Genomic DNA, 19,512 nt, shown 5'->3' with positions numbered 1-19,512 from the left:
CAAAATTTTCGACAACTCAAACCGATGAAGGTGCTACGAAGAAAGGCGGGGCACGGGAGTAGTAATGAGGCACGAAAGTCGCAATAACGCGCTCATTATGGGGGATTGCCCAGAGTGACGGGGCAAAATCTCGTGGCGGCAACACAAAGTCAGCCGCAATCAAAGACATGTGATCCACGTTCAAGCCACACTTACAACTACCATGCAGCTGGCTGATGTGATCTTTGATTTGATTGTCTGAATACTCAGCAAGAGGGACTTTAATGAACTGAACACCGTTCATCAAAGTACATACCCGCAGTACGACAAAGTCGTCTTTTACCACTGGCTGGGTCGGCACCACTAGGGGGCCCAATAAGGACAAAGCCCAGGCGAATAACACCCAGCGTCCATATTTTCGTAACCGAGAAGCCAATGTCGTCGACATAGTCACACCACAAATAGAAGTGGCTGTATTGTAGAGAAGTTAGTTCGGAAAACCTAGAACCCAGTATTTTAATACTGGGTTCTTTGGATACTTAAGGTGACTAAGATGCTTGGCGCTTAGCAGGTCCACTTAAGATAAACACTAATGGCAAGGCACAGACTGTCACCCACATCATCAGACGGAAGTCCTGAAGGTAGGCTAAAGTTGCCGCTTGTACATTGACCATAGCATCCAACGCCGCTAGGCCCTGTGTGCTTTGAGTTGAATAAGTGCCGGCCTGCTCCGCCAATGACAGCCCCAAGTTGAATGGATTCACAAACTCAGAAAAGATCGCATGATTGATCTGAGTCTGCTGGGTCAAATAAGTGGCTACAATGGAGATACCGATACTGCTACCTATGTTCCGCAACAAGCTGAACAAGGAAGACGCTTCCGTACGCAAGGACGGATCCAAAGTCGAAAACGCAATAGTGGATAACGGTACAAAGACCAACCCTAGTCCTGCCCCCTGCACTACACCAGTACGAATAATATCGCCAGCGGTAGAGTCCAAAGTAAACTGGGTCATCTCCCACATGGAGAATATGATCAAAGACAGCCCGATAAAGATAAAGACCCTAGGATCTACCTTACCTGACAAACGCCCCACCAAGATCATCATTGCCATGGTGCCAAAACCACGGGGTGCGAGAATCGTACCGACGTCCACCACCGGATAGCCCATCAGGTTCTGCATAAAGGGCGGCAACAGAGCCATGGTCGCCAACAGAATCACACCCACAATAAAGATAAACACTAAGCCAACGGAGAAGTTACGATCACGGAACAGCCGAGTTTCGATAAAAGGCGTGCTGTGCGTATTGATGTGCACCACAAACATATACAAACACAATACCGCTAGCCCACACTCAATGATCACCTCAAGACTGCTAAACCAGTCCAGGGTTTCCCCACGGTCGAGCATCATTTGTAGGGCACCAATGCCAATAGCCAGCAAGAAGAAACCATAAAAGTCGAATTTTCGGTCTTTCTTCAGCTCCGTTTCTTTCACGAAACCACTGATCCCCATCCACGCCAAGATACCGAACGGCACATTGATGTAGAACACCCAGCGCCAGCTGTAATACTCGGTGAGCAAGCCCCCAAGGAATGGCCCCAAAATAGGCCCAACCATTACCCCAACGCCCCACATTGCCATGGCCGAGCCATGCTTCTCACGAGGATAGCTGTCAAGCAAGATAGATTGGGACAAGGGCACCAAGCTGGCACCGAAGACACCTTGCAATAAACGGAACAAAATAATCTGGTTGAGGGACTGGGCCATACCACACAGGATAGAGGTCACAGTAAAGCCAATCACCGACCATAGGAATAAACGCTTACGGCCAAAGCGGGCGGAGATAAAGCCAGTAAGAGGCATACAAATCGCCGCCGCGACGATGTAAGAGGTCAACACCCACGAGATCTGATCTTGCGTCGCCCCCATGGACCCTTGCATATGAGGCAGGGCCACGTTGGCAATGGTGGTATCCAGGGCTTGCATGATGGTGGCCAACATAACCGAGACCGTGATCATGATGCGCTGGAAATTGTCATCCCCTTGTTTTGCTTGGGTTAAGGTCATGGTGTCCCCCTAAAGCTTAACGCCAAGCAAAGAACGCTGATGCTCCGTATCTACCGTTACCGTCGTACTCAAACCACTGCGTAGCAAAGGCCCATTAGGGTCTTGTTCAATGTGAATACGGACCGGCACACGCTGGGTCACTTTCACCCAGTTACCCGTCGCATTTTCCGCAGGAATCACAGAGAACTCCGACCCTGTTGCTGGGCTAATGCTGTCCACTACCCCATGCCAAGTAATCTCTGGGTAAGCGTCTACTTCAATCTCAACGGCTTGTCCCGCATGCATATAGGTCATGTCTTTTTCTGGGAAGTTGGCTTCAATCCAAGGGGACTCATTACCAATCACAACCATAGCAACGGCCCCCGTGGAAACGTATTCCCCATGGTTTGGCACATTCGTCACAATGCCATTGGCCGGTGCATACACATTGACATGTTTAAGATCGATACGCGCCTGCTCTAAAGCGGCTTGCGCGGATTTATAGCTTGGATGCTCTTCTACTGGACGGGTCACATCACCGCCCAAGGACTCCTGCAAACGACGTAAATCTTTGCGTAGGGTGTTGATTTCCAACTGGCTGGTTTTTGTCGTTTGACTGGAAGCATCATACTGAGAATCAGAAATGTAATGCTGTTTTAGCAAGTCCGCCTGACGCTTCTCGTCACGCTGATTGTAGGCTAGGGTGTTTTCCGCTTGCTCGATTTGCGCTTGCTTCTCTTCGTAAGCCGCTTTTTGAGACAACAAGTCAATGCGTACCTGCTCAAGCTGCGCTTGTGCCTGGGCGACCGCAACGTTAAAAGGCGTCGGGTCCACAGAAAACAATAAGTCCCCCTGCTTCACCCATTGGTTTTCTTTGACGTTAAGGGTCTGAATCGTACCTGACACTTCTGCTGTGATCGGGGTTTTGTCGTTTTGGATGAAGGCGTTGTCCGTCTCAACGTAACGATCCCCATGCAGATAGATGTAAGTGGCAGCCAGCACGGCGACCACAGGGATCACAAACAGAAGAAAACGACGTTTGCCTTTTTGTGCAACCTGCTTAGGCACGTCAGGGGCAGTATTTTGGTCACTCATATAATGCTTCTATCCTCGTAGATGTCATGCAGCATGGATCATTCTTTGTCGCACAAATTGCTGTGCATGGTTTTTAACAAGCGAACCAATGTCTCTACTTCCTCTGCCGAGATCCCAGCGAGCGCCTTTTGGTTAACGTCAGCAACGAAAGAACCGATTTGGTCCAATCGTTGGCGTGCCCCCTCTGCCAAATACAGGCAATAAGCGCGGCGGTCAGTTGGGTCTTGGCGGCGAACCACCAAGTTATCTTCACTCAGTTGGTCGATGAGACGAGCCGTTGTGATGGGCTGAATTTCCAGGATTTCCGCCAATGCGACTTGCCGTATCCCTTCAAAACGTGACACGTAAACAAGGGCGCGAGCCTGCATCGGTGTGATGGGGGACTCACTTTTCAAATACTCGCGACGCATTAAACGTTTCACGTCAGCCAGCAGAAAACCTATTTCTCTTTCCAAACTCATACGGGGTTACTCATTTTATGTACAAGAATTATTATATACATTGCTTACTATATACAATGTAGCCTAACTAAGCTCCTCGCTTCTTTCCCAAACCACCCTAAATTGGCCTAAGTTTTTGCCCATTGCGCCGCGGAAGCATGGAGATATAACTAAATTGAAGGCAAAAAAAAGGCGACTTATTGTAAGTCGCCTTTTTCTTTAATCTGATTGGGTTAATCGTCGATCAGCTTACCCATACTAATACGCTGCTCAACTTTAAAACCAAGGGATTCGTAAAATGCCACCACTTCTGGGTTATTCACCTCACGAACTTGTAAATTCACCTTGATGCATCCAAGGGATTTTAGCGTATCAAAGGATGCGTTAATCAAGTTGGTCCCCACACCTTTACGACGGTGATCAGGGTGCACCGCAACCGCATACAACCAGCCACGATGGCCGTCATAACCAACCATGCACGCGCCAATCAGCACGCCATCTTCCCAAGCCACTAAAATCAAATCATCCACATCTAATTTAGTCGGTAGCATGGATCGCGGCGCGTTGTGCGACGGATCATCAGGGAAAACCATTTCCCATAGCTCAACCAGCGGTTCTAAATCGATTGGCTGTACTCTTCTTATTGTCATCATGTTATCTCCCATGAGCACACCATGTTGATAACAATATATACAAAACCGCGGCTCATGCCTATCACGCACCAAAATAGTTGCCATATGCTTTCTAAAAATTGCGCTGAAAATCAATCTCCCTTTCAAAATCTGCAATCACTTAGAACTCTTGTCTGCCTTCGCGGTCAATAAGAGGGTAAAATACGTCCTCGATTTTTAATTAAGTGAATAGAACTCTGATATGAAACCTTTTAGCAAAGCCGAATTGATTTTCTACGTAGGCGCCTTTGTCTCCGTCTTTGGCGTTGCCGCACTGGTAAAACTAATCCATTCAGAAGACCCTCTTCCGGATGCCCTCGGCCCCTGTAACTTAGACACAGGCCTGTGCACCCTGCAAGAAACCCCAGAACGCTTCAATGGTGCCACCATCCAATTTGATAAAGGCATCCAATTGAATCGCCGCATCGACACGGTACTCACCCTACCCAAAGCCGTGCAAAACGCCCAATCGGTTAACCTAGTACTAGAAGGTCGAGAAATGTATTTGGGTGTCTACGAATACCCATTAGTGAAACGCCCAGACAACACATGGCACAGCAAGGTCGTGGTCCCTTTGTGTACCGATGAACGTATGCAGTGGACACTCAAAGTCGAAATGAAAGACGCCATGGGGCGCGATAAAGAATGGGCCTACCTATTCAACATCGACAACCCCAATGAAGCGATTTAGTCTAAAAACTTAGGCTATTAGCGCTTAACCACGTTAAAATTGCTCCAAGCTTGTGACGTTGGCATTACTTCTAGACTATTGATATTAATGTGCGGTGGCTGACTCGCAATCCAAACCATGATGTTCGCAATATCTTCCGGTTGCAGTGCCTCTGCCCCAGCATACAGCTGATCATACTTTGCTTGGTCACCACCAAAGCGAACTAGACTGAATTCACTCTCGGATAGGCCGGGTTCCAGACTGGTCACACGAACGCCTTTACCTGCCACATCGGCCCGAAGATTTCTTGAGAATTGGGCTACAAATGCTTTGGATGCGCCATATACATGGCTACCAGGATATGGCCAGTTTGACGCAATAGAGGCTAGGTTAATAACGCTGGCCCCTTCTTTCTCCACCATTCGGGGCAGTATGGCATGGGTTACATTCACCAACCCTGTGATGTTTGTATCAATCATAGTATGCCAGTCTTTTAAGTCAGCCTCGTAACTTGGGCCTGCTCCCAAGGCTAACCCCGCATTGTTTACTAAACATTGGATACTCTGGAAAGCTTCAGGCAATGAGGCTACGAATTTGGCTACGGCGTCACCGTCTCTTACATCCAACACGTGAACCGATACAGGCACAAGGTCTTCTAGCTCTTCTTGTAAACGAAGCAGTCGGTCTTCACGTCTCCCGGTTAAAATAAGACGCCATCCTTCTGCGGCGAATTTTCTGGCTGCTGCCAACCCAAAACCAGAGGTTGCTCCCGTGATTAATACGCACCTTTTCATACACTACCTACTTAAACTGATACATTTGTCAGGCTAAGTTAGTAGAAGGCTTTCCCTTGCACTAGAACCAGTCTTAGTAACCTTAGGTACCAGTTAGTTCATGGTATGAGCATGTGTAGGAGCTTCTATTTGCAGTCGTTCAATAAGCTCTCCAAGGGTTTTAAGTCCTGAGTCTATTTTATTTTCGGGGATCGCAGAAAAACCAAGCCGCATGAAGTTTTTGGGGGCTGGATTCTGGGCAAACAGACTGTCTCCAGACTCCACCAAAATGCTGTAGTCTGAAGCAAGACGGACGAGATCCTCGCTTTTAATGGAAGACGGCAAACGTAGCCAAAAACAAAAACTGCCCCGAGTCTCCGTTACCTCACATTGGTAGAGGTATTTTTTGAGCCCCTCATGCATGAGATTCCACTTTGTTTCGTAGAGTGTTTTCATACGCCGTAAGTGGCTGTCATAGTAACCTTGGCTGATAAATAACGCTGCAACGGTCTGGTTGTTAGCAGGAGGATGACGATATTGTAGGCGACGAAGGGTTCTCAGCTCTTTAATCAATTCCGCATCGGCCACTAGGTAACCTATTCTCAATCCTGGTGACAAGGATTTAGAGAGGCTGCCTGTGTAAATGACTCGCCCTTCCTTATCCATACTTTTCAACGATGGCAGAGGCCGGTCGTGAAAATTAACCTCACTTTCATAATCGTCTTCAATGATAATAAAATCATCTTCAGACGCTTGAGCCAGTAGTTGTAAGCGACGTTCTATGGTCATTGTGACCGTTGTTGGATATTGATGGCTTGGCGTCACACACACATAATCACATTGACTGAGTTGGTCACCCACCACTACGCCTTGATTATCTAACTCTAAAAACTTCAGTCTCGATCTGGATGCACTAAAAATGTGCCTTAGATCTGGATAACCTGGGTTCTCTAGGCCCACTAACGTATCTTCATTCGTCAACACCCCTGCTAACAAAGAGAAGGAGTTCTGAGTTCCCATGGTCAATATGATCTCGCTAGGCGCTGCGGTAATGCCCCTTTTTGGCAAAATATTTAGACGAATCTGTTCTATCAGGGCTTTAGAGTCCATGTCCACATAGTCCTCTATCCACTCATGAACGGTTCCTCGGCTCTGAGCAATACGAGTACATTCACGCCATTGGTAAATGGGAAAATGCGTTGGCTCGATCTGACCATAGATAAATGGGTGAGAATACGTAATCCAGTTTTTGTCTTTACGTAGGGTGTTGAAATTTGCAGAGACTCGCTTAAACCTTTGCTGCCAAGCCAGTCCTGTAGGGGCTTCAAAAGAGACATCAGTAAGGGGCTGCGGTAGCTCATATTCACCCAGTTCAGGATTTACAAAGTAGCCGCTACGCTCTTTTGAGATAAGAAACCGCTCATCTACTAAACCTTCATAAACCAGCATCACAGTATTTCTTGAGACACCCAATAATTGAGCCATCTTTCGACTGGAAGGTAATGGCGCACTGCCAAAATAATCCTTCTGAATCAAATCAACGAGCTTCTCTCTAATCTGCTGCTGAAAGCTTCTTCCCGGTTGAAATTCAACGTTAATTAAATGATCAGTCATGGTTCAGCCTATTCAGAATGCACTGTTTCAAATATGCCTTGAAAGAAGCAAGAACCCCGCCAAGAGAAATCTATTTTGCTAACTGGACCATCAATTTAAACGATTGGCTCTATTGCTTATGGCAACAGACCCGTAACTTAACCTCCATGGTTTAACAGAAATATCTGCTCTAAGAGATCAAATTAGGATAGAGGTAAACAATGAATACATTAGATATTCGAGATGTATCAGTCATTTATCCGGCCTCTCAAGGGGGAGAAGCCGTCACTGCACTGTCAGACATCAATCTGACCATCGGCCAAGGGGATTTGGTCGTTGCTTTAGGGGCGTCAGGTTGTGGGAAAACCACTTTATTAAGTCTGATTGCAGGCTTTATTGCGCCAACCAAGGGTTACCTGACTCTGGGAGACAGCTCCATTAAAGGATACCCAAGGGTCGCTTGTGGTTTGGACCTTGGTGATGAAGTTCGAGGGCCAGGGGCTGACCGAGGTGTTGTATTTCAAAAGCATGCCTTATTGCCCTGGTTAGATGTCATAAGCAACACAGAGTTTGGCCTCAAGCTACAAGGTGTGGGTAAGCGAGAGCGCCGTGAGAAAGCGGCAGAATATTTAAAGCTCGTAGGCCTAGAAGATTTTCATCACCACCGGGGCTACCAACTATCAGGAGGCATGCAACAACGTGTGGGGATTGCCAGAGCGCTGACAAACAACCCTGAAATGTTGCTGTTAGACGAACCACTCGGGGCACTCGACGCCCTCACCCGTGAATCCCTACAAGAGCTGCTCCTCGATGTCTGGCAACAGACCAACAAGATGATGTTCTTTATCACACACAGTGTCGATGAGGCGCTCCTATTAGCGACACGATTAATTGTCATGTCCCCACGTCCAGGACGCATTACCCACCAGTTTGATTTGAGCTTTAACAAAGAATTTCTCGCCTGCCGCGATGCTCGAAAAGTGAAGTCCAGCGCTGCATTCATCAAAACCCGCGAAGAAATTCTATCCATCATTCATGGCGACGAAATGGAAACGCAAGAGGCTAAACATGAGCACTGAAACAATACTCCCAATGTCAAAAGCAGAGAGCAGCCCCAGCTCCAGCACTGGTAAACCGACCGAGAGTAAACCCCTAAAAGCGAAAGAATTCACGCCGCTGATTCAAAAGCTGTTGGTCTATATCAATCTAAAAATCCAAAAGCCATCGATTAAAAGTGGTGAGTTTTATGGCGCCCCCGGAGCGGGAGACAGCCGACTAATATCCGTCATTGCCACCCTCTTTTTTATTGGGGTTTGGGCACTTGTTACCGAGTTAGAAATGGTTGAACCCTTATTCCTACCATCCCCTGTAGATGTGTTTCAAAAGTTTCTAGACATTGCGAACAATGGCTTTGCAGGGGCGACCCTCTCCCAGCATCTATTTGCCAGCTTAACGCGTATTTTTGGGTCTTTCTTTTTCGCCTGTCTCATTGGCATTCCCCTAGGGATATTGATTGGTTGTAGCAATATTCTGCGAGGCATATTCGACCCACTTATTGAGTTCTACCGACCATTACCACCGCTTGCCTACTTACCCCTCATCATCATCTGGTTAGGGATAGACGAAGGCAGCAAGATGACTCTCATTTTCTTAGCCATGCTTGCGCCCATCATCTTAAGCGCTCGTTCGGGGGTTTCCTCGGTTCGAATCGAGCAGATTCAAGTTGCCTACTCAATGGGGGCGAGTCGTTGGCAGGTCATATTACAAGTCATTTCAAAAGGGGCACTACCGGATATTCTAACTGGGATGCGTATTGCCATAGGCTTTGGTTGGACAACGCTAGTGGCCGCAGAAATGGTCGCCGCTCAACGAGGCATCGGCTTTATGGTACTCAACGCCTCTGAATTCTTGCGCACAGATGTCGTGATCGCAGGGATCATTGTCATCGGCATTATCGCCTACTGCTTTGACTTATTCATGCGCTACTTAGAACGAAAACTCGTCCCATGGAAAGGGCATAACTAACACTTGGACAATCTTTTAAAAAAACAACTCATCACTTAAGGAGTGACTATGCGATTAATCAAAAAACTAGGCCTCATCGCAGGCGCAATGGCCTTCTCAGCCAGCCTTTTAGCAGAAGAAGTGACCATTGGTTACCAAGGTATGTTTAACCCCTACAAACAGATTATCGATGAAAAAATGGTCGAGGAAAAACTCGGTGTAACGGTCAATTGGCGCCGTTTTGATTCTGGCGCGAAGGCCATGACAGCTCTCGCTTCCGGTAGCGTCGATATCACTTCAGCAGGCTCAAGCCCTATCGCTGCAGCCGTGAGCAATGGCGTGGATGCGGAGCTGTTTTGGATCCTTGAAAACATTGGTGATGCCGAAGCCATGGTGGCTCGCAATGGTTCCAACATCATCAAGCCATCCGATTTAGTCGGTAAAAAAATTGCCGTTCCTTTTGTCTCTACAACCCATTTTCATACCATGTTTGCCCTAGAGCAGTTTGGTATCGAACCCAAGGACGTACAGCTACTGAACATGCAACCAAGTGCGATCGCAGCAGCATGGCGTCGTGGTGATATTGATGCGGCTTTTATTTGGGATCCAGTGTTAGGTGAGATCAAACAAACTGGACAGGTGCTCATCACCTCTAAGGCATTAAGCGCATGGGGCAAACCAACCTTTGATGGCTTAGTTGCAAACAAAAAATTCGCGGCCACTCACAAAGAGTTTTTAACCGACTTTGTTAAGTTAATCGCTTCCATCGATAAACAGTATAACGATAACAAAGCCAGCTTCACTGCTGACAATCCCATGGCGAAATCAATCAGCAAAGTGACTGGCGGCGATATCAGCACTGTGCCTGCGGTCATGGCGCTTTACGAATACCCATCCCTTGAAGCTCAAGCTTCTTGTGCTTGGCTAGGTTGTGGAGATAAAGGTGGTGCAGTTGCTTCGTTAAAATCCACTTCAGAGTTTTTACTTGAGCAAGATAAAATCAGTGGTCTAAAGGACAATTATGGGGACTTCGTCAACTCAGAATATGTTGAAGCAGCCTTAAATTAAGAACAGACGCTACGATAGTCAATCAAAGGCCAGTACTCACACATAAGTACTGGCCTTTTAACTCCCCCCAGCGAAATCACCGATTACATCGATTATTCCAACAACGGCCGTTACAGCCATCAGCGGCAATGACAAGGTTTTGAATGAACGCGGCGCGCGTTTATTAAAGCAATACTGACCAATCTTAACGCCCACCAGGGTCGGTAACAAAAGCCAAGCTATGGCATTTACCAACACTCCCGTTTGCAACAAACTCGCACCTAGCCCGATTAATGCAAGTACGTCGGACAACACAAAGAACAGCACCATGGTCGCTCGCTGAGTCACAACACTGAGGGGGCTAGAAAGCATGTAAAACAACACCATGGGGCCGCCTACTGAGGCACAGGTTGTACCGGCTCCAGAAGCAGCCCCCGTTACCATCTGACGCCAGCTAGAATCCTTTGTTTGCTTGGGAGACTTGCTCAGCAAGACGCCAATCAGACCTAGCACAAACAAGCAGATGAGCAATTTCAGCCAATAGCTAGGTAACATCAGCAGTAACGCCAAGCCGATAGGTGTTCCCATGGCCGCGCCAACAACCAGCCTTTTCAACACACTTAAATTTGCCTGCTTTAACGCCTGCCTTAACAAGCCAGCACTGCATAATAAATCCAATCCCAAAACAATCGGCACACTTTGAATGGGGGGCAAAAACACGTTTAAACCAATCACCGCAATCACCGCAAAACCGAATCCAGAATAACCTCGAACCAGTCCCGCAAAGAACACGATGGGAACTAGATACAGCAAATTTTCCATGGGTTTCTCACTCTTTCCAAAACCAAAATGATCACGGAGTATCGCAACCCACCGAGTCAAATCAGTAGAGCCAATTGGCAGTCTTCGTAGCACCAGATTTCACTTTTACCGCTGGCTCTATTGATTGCCTTTATTGGCTCTAAAGCCCTATAGATCAATCCGCTAAGCTGATTTTCACTACGAACAACACCTGTTGGAGAAAACTATGTCCCTCTTAGAGAGCCAAGCAATTGAGCAAGATAGAAATCACATCTGGCACCACCTGAGTCAGCACAGCGTGCTCAAAACTCAAGACCCTATGATCATGGTAAAGGGGGAAGGCTCTCGTGTATGGGATATAAAAGGAAACTCATATCTTGATGCCTCAGCGGGCGGCGTGTGGTGCGTCAATGTGGGGTACGGGCGCACTTCTATTGCAGACGCCATTCGCGACCAACTGTGCCAACTAAATTATTTTGCAGGCACCGCTGGCACCATACCTGGAGCACAGTTTGCGGAAAAATTGATCCAAAAAATGCCGGGGATGAGTCGCGTGTACTACGCAAGCTCAGGCTCAGAGGCCAATGAAAAAGCCTTCAAAATTGTACGTCAGATCTCCCACAAGAAATACGGCGGACAGAAGTACAAAATCCTTTACCGTGAACGTGATTACCATGGCTCCACCATTGCTGCATTAAGCGCCACGGGACAAGAAGAGCGCCGCGATCAATATGGTCCGTTTGTTCCAGGGTTTGTGTCCTTTCCCCATTGCAGTGAATACCGCAGCCAATTTGGCGACGTAGAGAATTATGGTGAACTCGCCGCATTAGAACTTGAGAAAGCCATTCTAAAAGAAGGTCCAGAGACAGTAGGCGCAGTCATTCTAGAGCCTATTACAGCCGGCGGAGGCGTCATCACGCCACCAGAAGGCTACTGGCCTAAGATCATGGAAATCTGCAAAAAGTATAATGTACTGCTGCACATCGATGAGGTCGTATGTGGACTTGGACGCACCGGTGAGTGGTTTGGTTACCAACATTACGGCATCCAACCAGATATTGTGACCTTAGCGAAAGGCGTTGCATCAAGCTATGCCGCCATTTCATGTACCGTGACCACCGAGGAAGTCTTTAATGAGTTTCTTGGAGAAGGCAGCGAGCGCGATGTCTATTTTCGAGACATCAGTACCTATGCTGGCTGTACCGGTGGCCCTGCTGCTGCCATAGAAAATATGCGCATCATCGAAACAGAAAATCTCGTGAAGAACAGTGCTGAAATGGGGCAATACCTATTAGAAGGTCTGGAGGCATTAAAACGTAAATTCAGCCTTATTGGCGATGTGCGAGGTAAAGGCTTACTGCTGGGAATCGAGCTAGTAGCGGACAGACAAACAAAAGAGCCTGTACCAGAATCCGTGGCCATTCGAGCCGTCGGTATGTGTATGCAAAAGGGACTGATTATTGGCCGTACCAACCGATCATTTGAAAAATTAAACAACACCCTTTGCTTATGCCCTGTGATGACATTAACCAAGGACGAAGCTAACTTTATCTTAACCACCCTTGAGTCGGTCTTCGAAGAACTCTAGTACCACACAACAAAGCGAAGCACCTTGCTTCGCTTTGTTCAAAAGACCGTCTAGCCGCTGCTTTTCATCAACGCCAGTTTTGATCCAAATCCGATAAATACCACGCCGATAAAAGAGTTTAGCCATTTCTTAAAGCGTTCACTCTGGGTCATGGACTTCACGCGCGACAGCATCATCACCATCAACACAAACCACAGCACGTTAACGATGGCGTGGGCAGTGACCAAGGCGTACGCCGTTAATGGGCTTTGATCAAGGGACATAAACTGAGGAAAAGCGGCCAAGTAAAACATGGAGACTTTTGGGTTCAAGACGTTAGTTAAGAAGCCTTCAAAAAAGGCTTTGCGTAAGGAGGCTCTTCGGGGCGCTGGTTTTGGGCCTTTCCCAGGGATCGGTTGGCCCTGTTTGAAGGCGCTACGCAAGGCTTTAATACCAATCCAGATCAGATAGGCCGCCCCTAATAGTTTGAAAACCATAAACGCTTGGGCCGATTGTACGAGCAATAAAGAGACGCCGAAGATAGACAAGGTGCCATGCACATAGAAAGCGGCAACAAACCCTGAAATATTAGCAAAGGCAGCATTGCGACCAAACATAGGCACAGTCTTGGCAATCAAAAAGCCATTTGGCCCAGGGGAAATCACCAGTAATGCGGCCACAGCCACAAAGGTCAAAATCGTTTGTAACTCCATCAAAGCTTCACTCCCTTTTTCTATCAAAGACTTCGCCCAGTGCGAGTCAATCTTCGACTTTACAGTAATTTTTCCACAAAAAAAGCGGCGCCTCTGGGAGATCGCCGCTTTTTATTTCATCTGAACTCATGACCTCTAAAAAGTTAGAGCACAGCACCAATAAATTGCTTCAGTTCTTCTGTCTCAGGGTTAGACAGCAACACTTTTGAGTTGCCCTCTTCCCACACTTTGCCTTGATGCATAAACACGACCCGATCACCCACGTCACGGGCGAAGTTCATCTCATGGGTCACTAGGATCAAGGTCATGCCTTCCTTCGCCAATTGTTCTAGGACTTTCAGTACGTCCCCGACCAATTCTGGGTCTAGGGCCGAGGTGATCTCATCACATAGCAGCACCTTGGGGTTCATAGCAAGAGCACGGGCGATGGCCACACGCTGCTGCTGGCCACCGGACAATTTCTCTGGATAACTGTCGAACTTATCCCCAAGCCCAACCTTCTCAAGCATAGCTCGGGCGGTCTTGGCAGCCTCTTCTTTGCTCTTTTTCAAGACAATCGTCGGTGCCAGCATGATGTTTTCACCCACGGTGAGATGGGGAAACAAGTTAAAGTTCTGGAAGATCATCCCCACACTCAGAGCCAAACGGCGCACCTGAATGTCTTCGGACGTTACTTCTTTGTCATCCACGGTAATACCGCCCTGCTGGTATTGCTCAAGGCCGTTAATACAACGCAACAGGGTGCTTTTACCCGAACCACTTTTACCGATGATGGAGACGACTTCACCCGCTTTGATATTCAGATCAATGCCTTTGAGCACATGGAAGTCGCCATAGTATTTATGGACCTGATTAAGTTTAACGAGCGACATGATATTTCTTCTCCAAATACTTGCTGCACAAAGACAGCGGGTAACACAAGGCAAAGTAGATAAGCGCCACAAAGGCAAATACCTTGAAGGGCTCAAACGTGGCATTGTTAAGCATGGTGCCAGCCTTGGTCAGCTCCACGAAGCCAATCACAGAAGCCAGTGCCGTGCCTTTTACCACCTGAACAGAGAAGCCAACGGTTGGCGCAAAGGCAACCTTAGTGGCTTGGGGTAAGATCACATGACGCAAGGTTTGTAGAAAACTCAACCCTAATACGCGGCTGGCTTCCCATTGTCCTTTAGACAAAGTATCGATACAGCCCCGCCAGATCTCCACCAAGAAGGCACTGGTGAACAAGGTCAGAGACAAGATCGCAGCGCCCCAAGCGGAGATTTCATAGCCAATCATGGACAAACCAAAGAAACACAAGAACATCTGCATAAGCAGCGGCGTACCTTGGAAAATCTCCACATAGATTTTGACCAATCGCAGCATGGCTGGGTTACGAGTTAAACGCATGGCCGTAAGCGTCAACGCCACGATGGAGCCACCTAGGAAAGCCGCGAGGGACAACAACACCGTCCACTGGGTCGCAAACAGCAGGTTACGCAGGATGTCCCAGTTACTAAATTCAATCATGGGGCCTCCCGATAGGCAAAGAAGCGTTTGCCAATTAGGCTAAAGATGTAGCGCATCAGCATCGCCAACCCAAGATACATCAAGGCTGTTACCACGTAGCTTTCAAATGCGCGGAAGTTACGGGACTGAACCAAGTTCGCAGCATAGGTCAAGTCTTGTACCGAGATCTGCGACAACACAGCAGAACCCAACATCACAATGATGCATTGGCTGGTCAGCGCCGGGTAAATCTTTTCAAACGCCGGGGTGAAAACAACGCGGGTCAGGGTCTGACGAAAGTTCATCCCCAACACCTTCGCCGCTTCCCACTGGCCTTTTGGAATATTGCTCAGTCCAGCACGGATAATCTCGGTACTGTAGGCACCAAGGTTAATCGTAAGAGCAATGACACTGGCTTGCCATGGTGACAACATCAACCCAATGGATGGCAGGCCAAAGAAAATGAAGAACAGCTGCACAATAAACGGCGTATTACGGATCAACTCCACATACGCCGCTACCACACGCTGACTGACGGGATCACCGTATTGGCGAATGGCGGCACATGCTGTGCCCACCAAGACGCCTAATACTGTGGTCAAAACGGTGAGTTGAATGGTGGTCATCAGACCCCCTAAAAACACATCCGTATAAGGTAATAGATCAGTAAAATTCAGCATGGCTTAAGCCTTATGCACCGAAGCCTTTAGGCAGTGGCGCTTTCAACCATTTCATGGAAATATCGTTTAGAGTGCCTTCAGATAGCGCTTTAGCAATGATGGCATTTACTTCCGCTTGCAGGGCTGTTTCGCCTTTCGCCATACCGATGTAGCAAGGAGAATCTTTCAACATGAATTTCGCTTCTGGCGCACGGGCTGGACGGCGTTTTGCGATTTCTGTCGCCACTAGGTTACCCGTTGCGATCAAGTTCACTTGGCCAGACAGGTAAGCCGTCAAAGTAGTGTTGTTGTCTTCAAAACGCTGCACGGTGACATCGCTCGGTGCATTTTTTTCCAGCTCAAGATCTTCTACTGAACCGCGTGTTACACCCACTGTTTTACCCGATAAATCCTGTAGAGAGCCCACGGCAACACTTTTTTCACCAAATACACCTAAGAAGAAAGGAGCATAAGGAGTAGAGAAGTCGATGGCTTTTTCACGCTCAGGGTTTTTACCCAAGCTAGAAATCACCAAATCTACCTTGTTGGTTTGTAGGTAAGGAATTCGGTTCGCGCTGGTCACTGGCACAATGGTCAGATCCACACCCAGTTGATCCGCAATGTAGTTAGCCATGTCCACATCGATACCCTGAGGTTTCAAATCCGCACCCACAGAGCCAAATGGAGGGAAATCCTGTGGCACAGCGATACGAATCTCGTCACGGGATTTGATGTCGCTCAGCACATCAGCTGCTGCAGTCATGGCAGTGCCTAAGCATGCGGTAGCGAGAAGGGTTTTTCCTAGCAGTTTCTTAAGTGATTTCATGTTGGGTTTGCCTCGTTTCATTTTATGTCGTTGTGAAACAGAGTTAGCAATCCGTATGCCAATATGAAACTAACGTTTCACACAAAGTGCATTTTGAGACATAAGTATCAGCTATTACTTACTTTTCTTTATTTTCACCTTCCATTTCGACGTAAGTATTTGACCGATAAGTCAAATTTATTTAAGAACCATTGTGACGCTCAAGCAGATAAAGCCGCACCAACATAATGCAAAGACACGCCCTAAGGAGAATTTCAATACATTAAAAAAGTTTAATGTGTCGTCCACCTTAGCGTTAAGCATGGTTGGCTATAGTGCATGTCAGGATCACGAAACAGAGGATTACATCATGAACCGCAAATCAAAATACGGCATCATCGCCACTAGCACTGTTACCACTCTATCTATGTACGCAGCATTGACTTCTGCACTTATGTTCGCAGGTCCTGCGTCTGCTGATGATTGGGAAAAAGAGCGTATGCATGACCGCGACCGTGGCCATGAAATGGAACGGGATCATAAGTTCGACAAAAAAGAGGGTCGTAAGCACCGTGACAATGAACTGGAAATGCTAGCCCTGAAATCCGCCGACACCAGCATGGAAGATGTTATTGCTGAATTCCGTAGCAAATACTCTGGCACCGTGGTTGAGGTAGAATTAGACGACAAAAAACACAGCATAGTGTACGAAGTGAAAGCCATCGACTTGGATGCTGGCGAAGGTCACAAAGCGTCTTACACCCTACGTGGCAAGCAAGAAACCGAGTACAACAAACGTTCTTTGAATGTATTGGGTTTCAGCAAATTGGATGACGATGACGCGGCGGCAGTAAAAGCCGTACAAGCAGAAAGCGCCATTTCCATGGACAAAGCCCTAGAAATTGCCCGCAATCACTCAGATGCTTACATTGAATCCATTGAGCTAGAAAACAAGCGCGGCCTCACCTTTTACAAGGTAGAATACATGGGTCCAGGTAAAGAGCGTCGTTTGCTAATCGATGCCCTATCCGGTGAGCAAGTGCCATCAATGCGTCGCTAAGCGACACTTGGGTCTAACCTTTGCAAAGCCGTTGCCCTAAGCAACGGCTTTAGTCATATGAGAGAACACAGTGCGTATTCTTGTAGTTGAAGACGATCAAGTCACTCAAAGCTTTTTAAAGAAAGGCCTCACAGAACAAGGCTATCAAGTGGATGTTGCCAGCGATGGTCAGGAAGCCCTGTTTCAAGCCCTTGAGATAGACTATCAACTGATCATATTAGATCGCATGCTGCCTAAGCTGGATGGACTAACGGTGCTTGGCACCCTTCGTGCCGCAAACAAAGAGCTGCCAGTATTAATCCTGAGCGCCTTAGATTCCGTAGACGAACGGGTTAAAGGTCTGCGCAAAGGCGGAGATGATTACCTTGTTAAGCCCTTTTCCTTCTCGGAATTGTTGGCTCGGGTTGAGATCCTCCTAAAGCGTCATTCTGCACCCAGCGCCGCTCCAACGTCTCAATTACAAAGCGGCGATCTCACTATGAATCTTCTCACCCGTGAAGTAACAAGGGCTGGCCAAAACATCCCCTTGCAGCCTAAAGAATTCCAAATATTACAGTACCTTATGGAACATCCAGGACAGGTAGTCACGCGCACGCTACTGTTTGAAGCCGTTTGGAACTATGACTTTGACCCACAAACAAATGTGATTGACGTGCATGTGGCACGCTTACGTAAAAAGGTAGAAGCTGATGATCTTCCGACGATTATTGAAACCATACGTGGCGTCGGCTACCGCTTGGTTGATAAAACGATTCTCTAGTTTCGCCTGGCGCTTTACCTTTTTATTCACCTCCTTGCTGCTGATCTTAATCAGCTGCTTGTTGTTTGTGCTCTATCAACTGAGCGTGGGTGAAATCAGCCGCAACCAAGCGCATCAGCTTAGGCTCACCATTCAGCAGCAAAACCTTCTCAGTCGAGAGCTGTCTTCCGAGGAATTCTTACGCCAATTAACCGTACAGACCCAACAAAGGGCCAATCCAATTTTGGCGTTTCAAAGCCCTGATTACTCCCTTGGCATTTTAAGTAGTATTCCTTCTCGCTTATCTCGCTGCCCGCGACAGAGTACCTTTTTAGTGGAAACAGGAGAGGACGATCTGCGAGTGTTCTCTGGTTGTGTCGCTCGAGTCGGCCAAGGCATCATGTTGGTGGCTACGGACAATGGTACCCTGCACTTTTTACAAACACGCTTTATGCATGCCAGCGTCGTGGCCTTGATCTTAACCATCTTCTTAGGGCTGTTTTCTGGGCGCTATATTTCCCGTCAGCTGCTGACACGTATTAAAGGCTTTAACCAGATTGCAGGAGAGGTGCAGCGAGGGGATCTCGGTGCGCGGATGCCCACCAGTGAACGGGACGACGAATTCGACTTGTTGGCCCAAAACATCAACCGCATGCTGAACCAAGTGGAACATTCCTTCCAAGCGGTCTCTGGGGTGACGGATGCCATTGCCCATGACTTGCGGACCCCATTAGGGCGTTTACGTTTGATGCTAGAAAGCAGCCTGATTGAGCATTCTAAACACCCAGTATCCGAACACACCCTTCACACCATGCTGGAAGAGTTAGACAACATTCTAACGACCTTTAGTTCCATGTTGGAGCTTAGCCGCCTAGAGCACAAACAAGCGAACAAGGCCCTTGTAAACTTGGATATGGAAGACATTACCAGCGACGCGGTGGACCTGATTCAGCCCTTGCTCCAAGCTCAGCAGCAAACCCTGACTTTGACTCAAGCAAGTTTCAGCAGCACCTCATTAAAAGGGGATAGAACCCTAGTGTTCCGAGCGCTTTTTAACACCCTTGAAAATGCAGTGAAGTACGCTGGAGAAGGCGCTCAAATACAACTAGAGGTGACCCCTACCGGCTTCATTGTGGCAGATAATGGCCCCGGGATTCCCGAAGCCTATCGAGACAAGGTGTTCCAGCGCTTGTACCGCATGGAGTCTAGCCGTACCAGCCCTGGCTATGGCCTTGGTTTGCCCCTAGTACAAGCCATTGCTCGTTTCCATGGGGGCAAGGTCACCCTGTCAGACAATCATCCAGGATTACGGGTGGAAGTGACATTTCAAGGGGCTCTCTGAGCCTCTTGATAACCC

General features: G+C 47.8%; 21 protein-coding genes. 8 read left to right on the top strand and 13 right to left on the bottom strand.

Annotated elements, in window-relative coordinates; genetic code table 11:
- Positions 1–16: 16 nt before the first annotated feature.
- The 5 genes from ACFQ45_RS07440 to ACFQ45_RS07420 form a co-directional block, all read right to left on the bottom strand.
- The gene (locus ACFQ45_RS07440; RefSeq protein WP_377366370.1) at positions 17–427 is read right to left on the bottom strand and encodes a hypothetical protein; all 411 of its coding nucleotides are present in this window, start codon (positions 425–427) and stop codon (positions 17–19) included.
- A 100-nt stretch (positions 428–527) separates the two neighbouring features.
- Positions 528–2,051, bottom strand: a complete 1,524-nt coding sequence (locus ACFQ45_RS07435) for a DHA2 family efflux MFS transporter permease subunit (protein WP_377366369.1) — start codon at positions 2,049–2,051, stop codon at positions 528–530.
- A gap of 9 nt (positions 2,052–2,060) precedes the next feature.
- Complete coding sequence (locus tag ACFQ45_RS07430; protein WP_377366368.1) at positions 2,061–3,125, bottom strand: HlyD family secretion protein; 1,065 nt, start codon at positions 3,123–3,125, stop codon at positions 2,061–2,063.
- A gap of 38 nt (positions 3,126–3,163) precedes the next feature.
- A complete protein-coding gene (locus tag ACFQ45_RS07425) occupies positions 3,164–3,586 on the bottom strand; it encodes a MarR family winged helix-turn-helix transcriptional regulator (RefSeq protein WP_377366367.1) in 423 nt (140 codons plus the stop codon).
- A gap of 212 nt (positions 3,587–3,798) precedes the next feature.
- Entirely contained in the window at positions 3,799–4,218 is a 420-nt protein-coding gene (locus ACFQ45_RS07420) for a GNAT family acetyltransferase (RefSeq protein WP_377366366.1), read from the bottom strand.
- A gap of 220 nt (positions 4,219–4,438) precedes the next feature.
- Between ACFQ45_RS07420 and ACFQ45_RS07415 the strand changes: the two genes are divergently transcribed.
- Positions 4,439–4,927, top strand: coding sequence for a hypothetical protein (locus ACFQ45_RS07415; protein ID WP_377366365.1), 489 nt, complete (start codon positions 4,439–4,441; stop codon positions 4,925–4,927).
- 17 nt (positions 4,928–4,944) lie between these two features.
- Here the strand turns inward: ACFQ45_RS07415 and ACFQ45_RS07410 are convergent, their stop codons facing one another.
- Both ACFQ45_RS07410 and pdxR read right to left on the bottom strand, forming a co-directional pair.
- Positions 4,945–5,700, bottom strand: coding sequence for an SDR family oxidoreductase (locus tag ACFQ45_RS07410; protein WP_377366364.1), 756 nt, complete (start codon positions 5,698–5,700; stop codon positions 4,945–4,947).
- Positions 5,701–5,793: 93 nt separating this feature from the next.
- The gene (pdxR, locus tag ACFQ45_RS07405) at positions 5,794–7,293 is read right to left on the bottom strand and encodes a MocR-like pyridoxine biosynthesis transcription factor PdxR (protein WP_377366363.1); all 1,500 of its coding nucleotides are present in this window, start codon (positions 7,291–7,293) and stop codon (positions 5,794–5,796) included.
- 200 nt (positions 7,294–7,493) lie between these two features.
- Here pdxR and ACFQ45_RS07400 point away from each other — a divergent pair, with 200 nt between their 5' ends.
- From ACFQ45_RS07400 to tauA, 3 genes are read left to right on the top strand one after another with little or no spacing between them, the layout of a single operon-like run.
- On the top strand, positions 7,494–8,351 hold the full coding sequence (locus ACFQ45_RS07400; protein ID WP_377366362.1) for a taurine ABC transporter ATP-binding protein: 858 nt from the start codon (positions 7,494–7,496) through the stop codon (positions 8,349–8,351).
- Positions 8,341–9,297, top strand: a complete 957-nt coding sequence (locus tag ACFQ45_RS07395) for an ABC transporter permease subunit (RefSeq protein ID WP_377366361.1) — start codon at positions 8,341–8,343, stop codon at positions 9,295–9,297. The genes ACFQ45_RS07400 and ACFQ45_RS07395 overlap by 11 nt, the downstream gene beginning before the upstream one ends.
- 48 nt (positions 9,298–9,345) lie before the next feature.
- Positions 9,346–10,344, top strand: coding sequence for a taurine ABC transporter substrate-binding protein (gene tauA / locus ACFQ45_RS07390; RefSeq protein WP_377366360.1), 999 nt, complete (start codon positions 9,346–9,348; stop codon positions 10,342–10,344).
- A 57-nt stretch (positions 10,345–10,401) separates the two neighbouring features.
- On the opposite strand, the gene ACFQ45_RS07385 is transcribed toward tauA, so the two are convergent.
- Positions 10,402–11,145: a sulfite exporter TauE/SafE family protein gene (locus ACFQ45_RS07385; protein WP_377366359.1), complete on the bottom strand. Its 744-nt coding sequence runs from the start codon at positions 11,143–11,145 to the stop codon at positions 10,402–10,404.
- Positions 11,146–11,350: 205 nt separating this feature from the next.
- On the opposite strand from ACFQ45_RS07385, the gene ACFQ45_RS07380 reads away from it, so the two are divergent.
- Positions 11,351–12,712, top strand: a complete 1,362-nt coding sequence (locus ACFQ45_RS07380; protein ID WP_377366358.1) for an aminotransferase family protein — start codon at positions 11,351–11,353, stop codon at positions 12,710–12,712.
- Between the two features lie 50 nt (positions 12,713–12,762).
- On the opposite strand, the gene ACFQ45_RS07375 is transcribed toward ACFQ45_RS07380, so the two are convergent.
- The 5 genes from ACFQ45_RS07375 to ACFQ45_RS07355 form a co-directional block, all read right to left on the bottom strand.
- Entirely contained in the window at positions 12,763–13,404 is a 642-nt protein-coding gene (locus ACFQ45_RS07375) for a LysE family translocator (protein WP_377366357.1), read from the bottom strand.
- 143 nt (positions 13,405–13,547) lie between these two features.
- Positions 13,548–14,276, bottom strand: coding sequence for an amino acid ABC transporter ATP-binding protein (locus tag ACFQ45_RS07370; protein WP_377366356.1), 729 nt, complete (start codon positions 14,274–14,276; stop codon positions 13,548–13,550).
- Positions 14,263–14,913 carry an amino acid ABC transporter permease gene (locus tag ACFQ45_RS07365; protein ID WP_377366355.1) on the bottom strand — a complete coding sequence of 217 codons (651 nt, stop codon included), beginning with the start codon at positions 14,911–14,913 and terminating at the stop codon, positions 14,263–14,265. Before ACFQ45_RS07365 ends, ACFQ45_RS07370 begins: the two co-directional genes overlap by 14 nt.
- A complete protein-coding gene (locus tag ACFQ45_RS07360; RefSeq protein ID WP_377366354.1) occupies positions 14,910–15,572 on the bottom strand; it encodes an amino acid ABC transporter permease in 663 nt (220 codons plus the stop codon). The genes ACFQ45_RS07365 and ACFQ45_RS07360 overlap by 4 nt, the downstream gene beginning before the upstream one ends.
- A 10-nt stretch (positions 15,573–15,582) precedes the next feature.
- On the bottom strand, positions 15,583–16,377 hold the full coding sequence (locus tag ACFQ45_RS07355) for a transporter substrate-binding domain-containing protein (protein WP_377366353.1): 795 nt from the start codon (positions 16,375–16,377) through the stop codon (positions 15,583–15,585).
- 349 nt (positions 16,378–16,726) lie between these two features.
- On the opposite strand from ACFQ45_RS07355, the gene ACFQ45_RS07350 reads away from it, so the two are divergent.
- The 3 genes from ACFQ45_RS07350 to ACFQ45_RS07340 all read left to right on the top strand — a co-directional run bounded on the left by ACFQ45_RS07350 (position 16,727) and on the right by ACFQ45_RS07340 (position 19,497).
- Positions 16,727–17,416 carry a PepSY domain-containing protein gene (locus tag ACFQ45_RS07350; protein ID WP_377366352.1) on the top strand — a complete coding sequence of 230 codons (690 nt, stop codon included), beginning with the start codon at positions 16,727–16,729 and terminating at the stop codon, positions 17,414–17,416.
- A 70-nt stretch (positions 17,417–17,486) separates the two neighbouring features.
- On the top strand, positions 17,487–18,176 hold the full coding sequence (locus tag ACFQ45_RS07345) for a response regulator transcription factor (RefSeq protein ID WP_377366351.1): 690 nt from the start codon (positions 17,487–17,489) through the stop codon (positions 18,174–18,176).
- Entirely contained in the window at positions 18,106–19,497 is a 1,392-nt protein-coding gene (locus tag ACFQ45_RS07340; protein WP_377366350.1) for an ATP-binding protein, read from the top strand. The genes ACFQ45_RS07345 and ACFQ45_RS07340 overlap by 71 nt, the downstream gene beginning before the upstream one ends.
- Positions 19,498–19,512: the final 15 nt, after the last annotated feature.

Source organism: Rhodanobacter aciditrophus, assembly GCF_042679525.1.
Lineage (GTDB): Bacteria > Pseudomonadota > Gammaproteobacteria > Pseudomonadales > Marinomonadaceae > Marinomonas > Marinomonas aciditrophus.
The sequence above is the reverse complement of the archived record's forward strand: the minus strand, read 5'-3'. Positions and strand labels throughout refer to the sequence as shown.

What these genes read in the sequence shown, in the direction of transcription:
- ACFQ45_RS07440 (WP_377366370.1), bottom strand. Translation starts at nt 427, where the DNA reads ATGTCGACGACATTGGCTTCTCGGTTACGAAAATATGGACGCTGGGTG.
- ACFQ45_RS07435 (WP_377366369.1), bottom strand. Translation starts at nt 2,051, where the DNA reads ATGACCTTAACCCAAGCAAAACAAGGGGATGACAATTTCCAGCGCATC.
- ACFQ45_RS07430 (WP_377366368.1), bottom strand. Translation starts at nt 3,125, where the DNA reads ATGAGTGACCAAAATACTGCCCCTGACGTGCCTAAGCAGGTTGCACAA.
- ACFQ45_RS07425 (WP_377366367.1), bottom strand. Translation starts at nt 3,586, where the DNA reads ATGAGTTTGGAAAGAGAAATAGGTTTTCTGCTGGCTGACGTGAAACGT.
- ACFQ45_RS07420 (WP_377366366.1), bottom strand. Translation starts at nt 4,218, where the DNA reads ATGATGACAATAAGAAGAGTACAGCCAATCGATTTAGAACCGCTGGTT.
- ACFQ45_RS07415 (WP_377366365.1), top strand. Translation starts at nt 4,439, where the DNA reads ATGAAACCTTTTAGCAAAGCCGAATTGATTTTCTACGTAGGCGCCTTT.
- ACFQ45_RS07410 (WP_377366364.1), bottom strand. Translation starts at nt 5,700, where the DNA reads ATGAAAAGGTGCGTATTAATCACGGGAGCAACCTCTGGTTTTGGGTTG.
- pdxR (WP_377366363.1), bottom strand. Translation starts at nt 7,293, where the DNA reads ATGACTGATCATTTAATTAACGTTGAATTTCAACCGGGAAGAAGCTTT.
- ACFQ45_RS07400 (WP_377366362.1), top strand. Translation starts at nt 7,494, where the DNA reads ATGAATACATTAGATATTCGAGATGTATCAGTCATTTATCCGGCCTCT.
- ACFQ45_RS07395 (WP_377366361.1), top strand. Translation starts at nt 8,341, where the DNA reads ATGAGCACTGAAACAATACTCCCAATGTCAAAAGCAGAGAGCAGCCCC.
- tauA (WP_377366360.1), top strand. Translation starts at nt 9,346, where the DNA reads ATGCGATTAATCAAAAAACTAGGCCTCATCGCAGGCGCAATGGCCTTC.
- ACFQ45_RS07385 (WP_377366359.1), bottom strand. Translation starts at nt 11,145, where the DNA reads ATGGAAAATTTGCTGTATCTAGTTCCCATCGTGTTCTTTGCGGGACTG.
- ACFQ45_RS07380 (WP_377366358.1), top strand. Translation starts at nt 11,351, where the DNA reads ATGTCCCTCTTAGAGAGCCAAGCAATTGAGCAAGATAGAAATCACATC.
- ACFQ45_RS07375 (WP_377366357.1), bottom strand. Translation starts at nt 13,404, where the DNA reads ATGGAGTTACAAACGATTTTGACCTTTGTGGCTGTGGCCGCATTACTG.
- ACFQ45_RS07370 (WP_377366356.1), bottom strand. Translation starts at nt 14,276, where the DNA reads ATGTCGCTCGTTAAACTTAATCAGGTCCATAAATACTATGGCGACTTC.
- ACFQ45_RS07365 (WP_377366355.1), bottom strand. Translation starts at nt 14,913, where the DNA reads ATGATTGAATTTAGTAACTGGGACATCCTGCGTAACCTGCTGTTTGCG.
- ACFQ45_RS07360 (WP_377366354.1), bottom strand. Translation starts at nt 15,572, where the DNA reads ATGCTGAATTTTACTGATCTATTACCTTATACGGATGTGTTTTTAGGG.
- ACFQ45_RS07355 (WP_377366353.1), bottom strand. Translation starts at nt 16,377, where the DNA reads ATGAAATCACTTAAGAAACTGCTAGGAAAAACCCTTCTCGCTACCGCA.
- ACFQ45_RS07350 (WP_377366352.1), top strand. Translation starts at nt 16,727, where the DNA reads ATGAACCGCAAATCAAAATACGGCATCATCGCCACTAGCACTGTTACC.
- ACFQ45_RS07340 (WP_377366350.1), top strand. Translation starts at nt 18,106, where the DNA reads ATGATCTTCCGACGATTATTGAAACCATACGTGGCGTCGGCTACCGCT.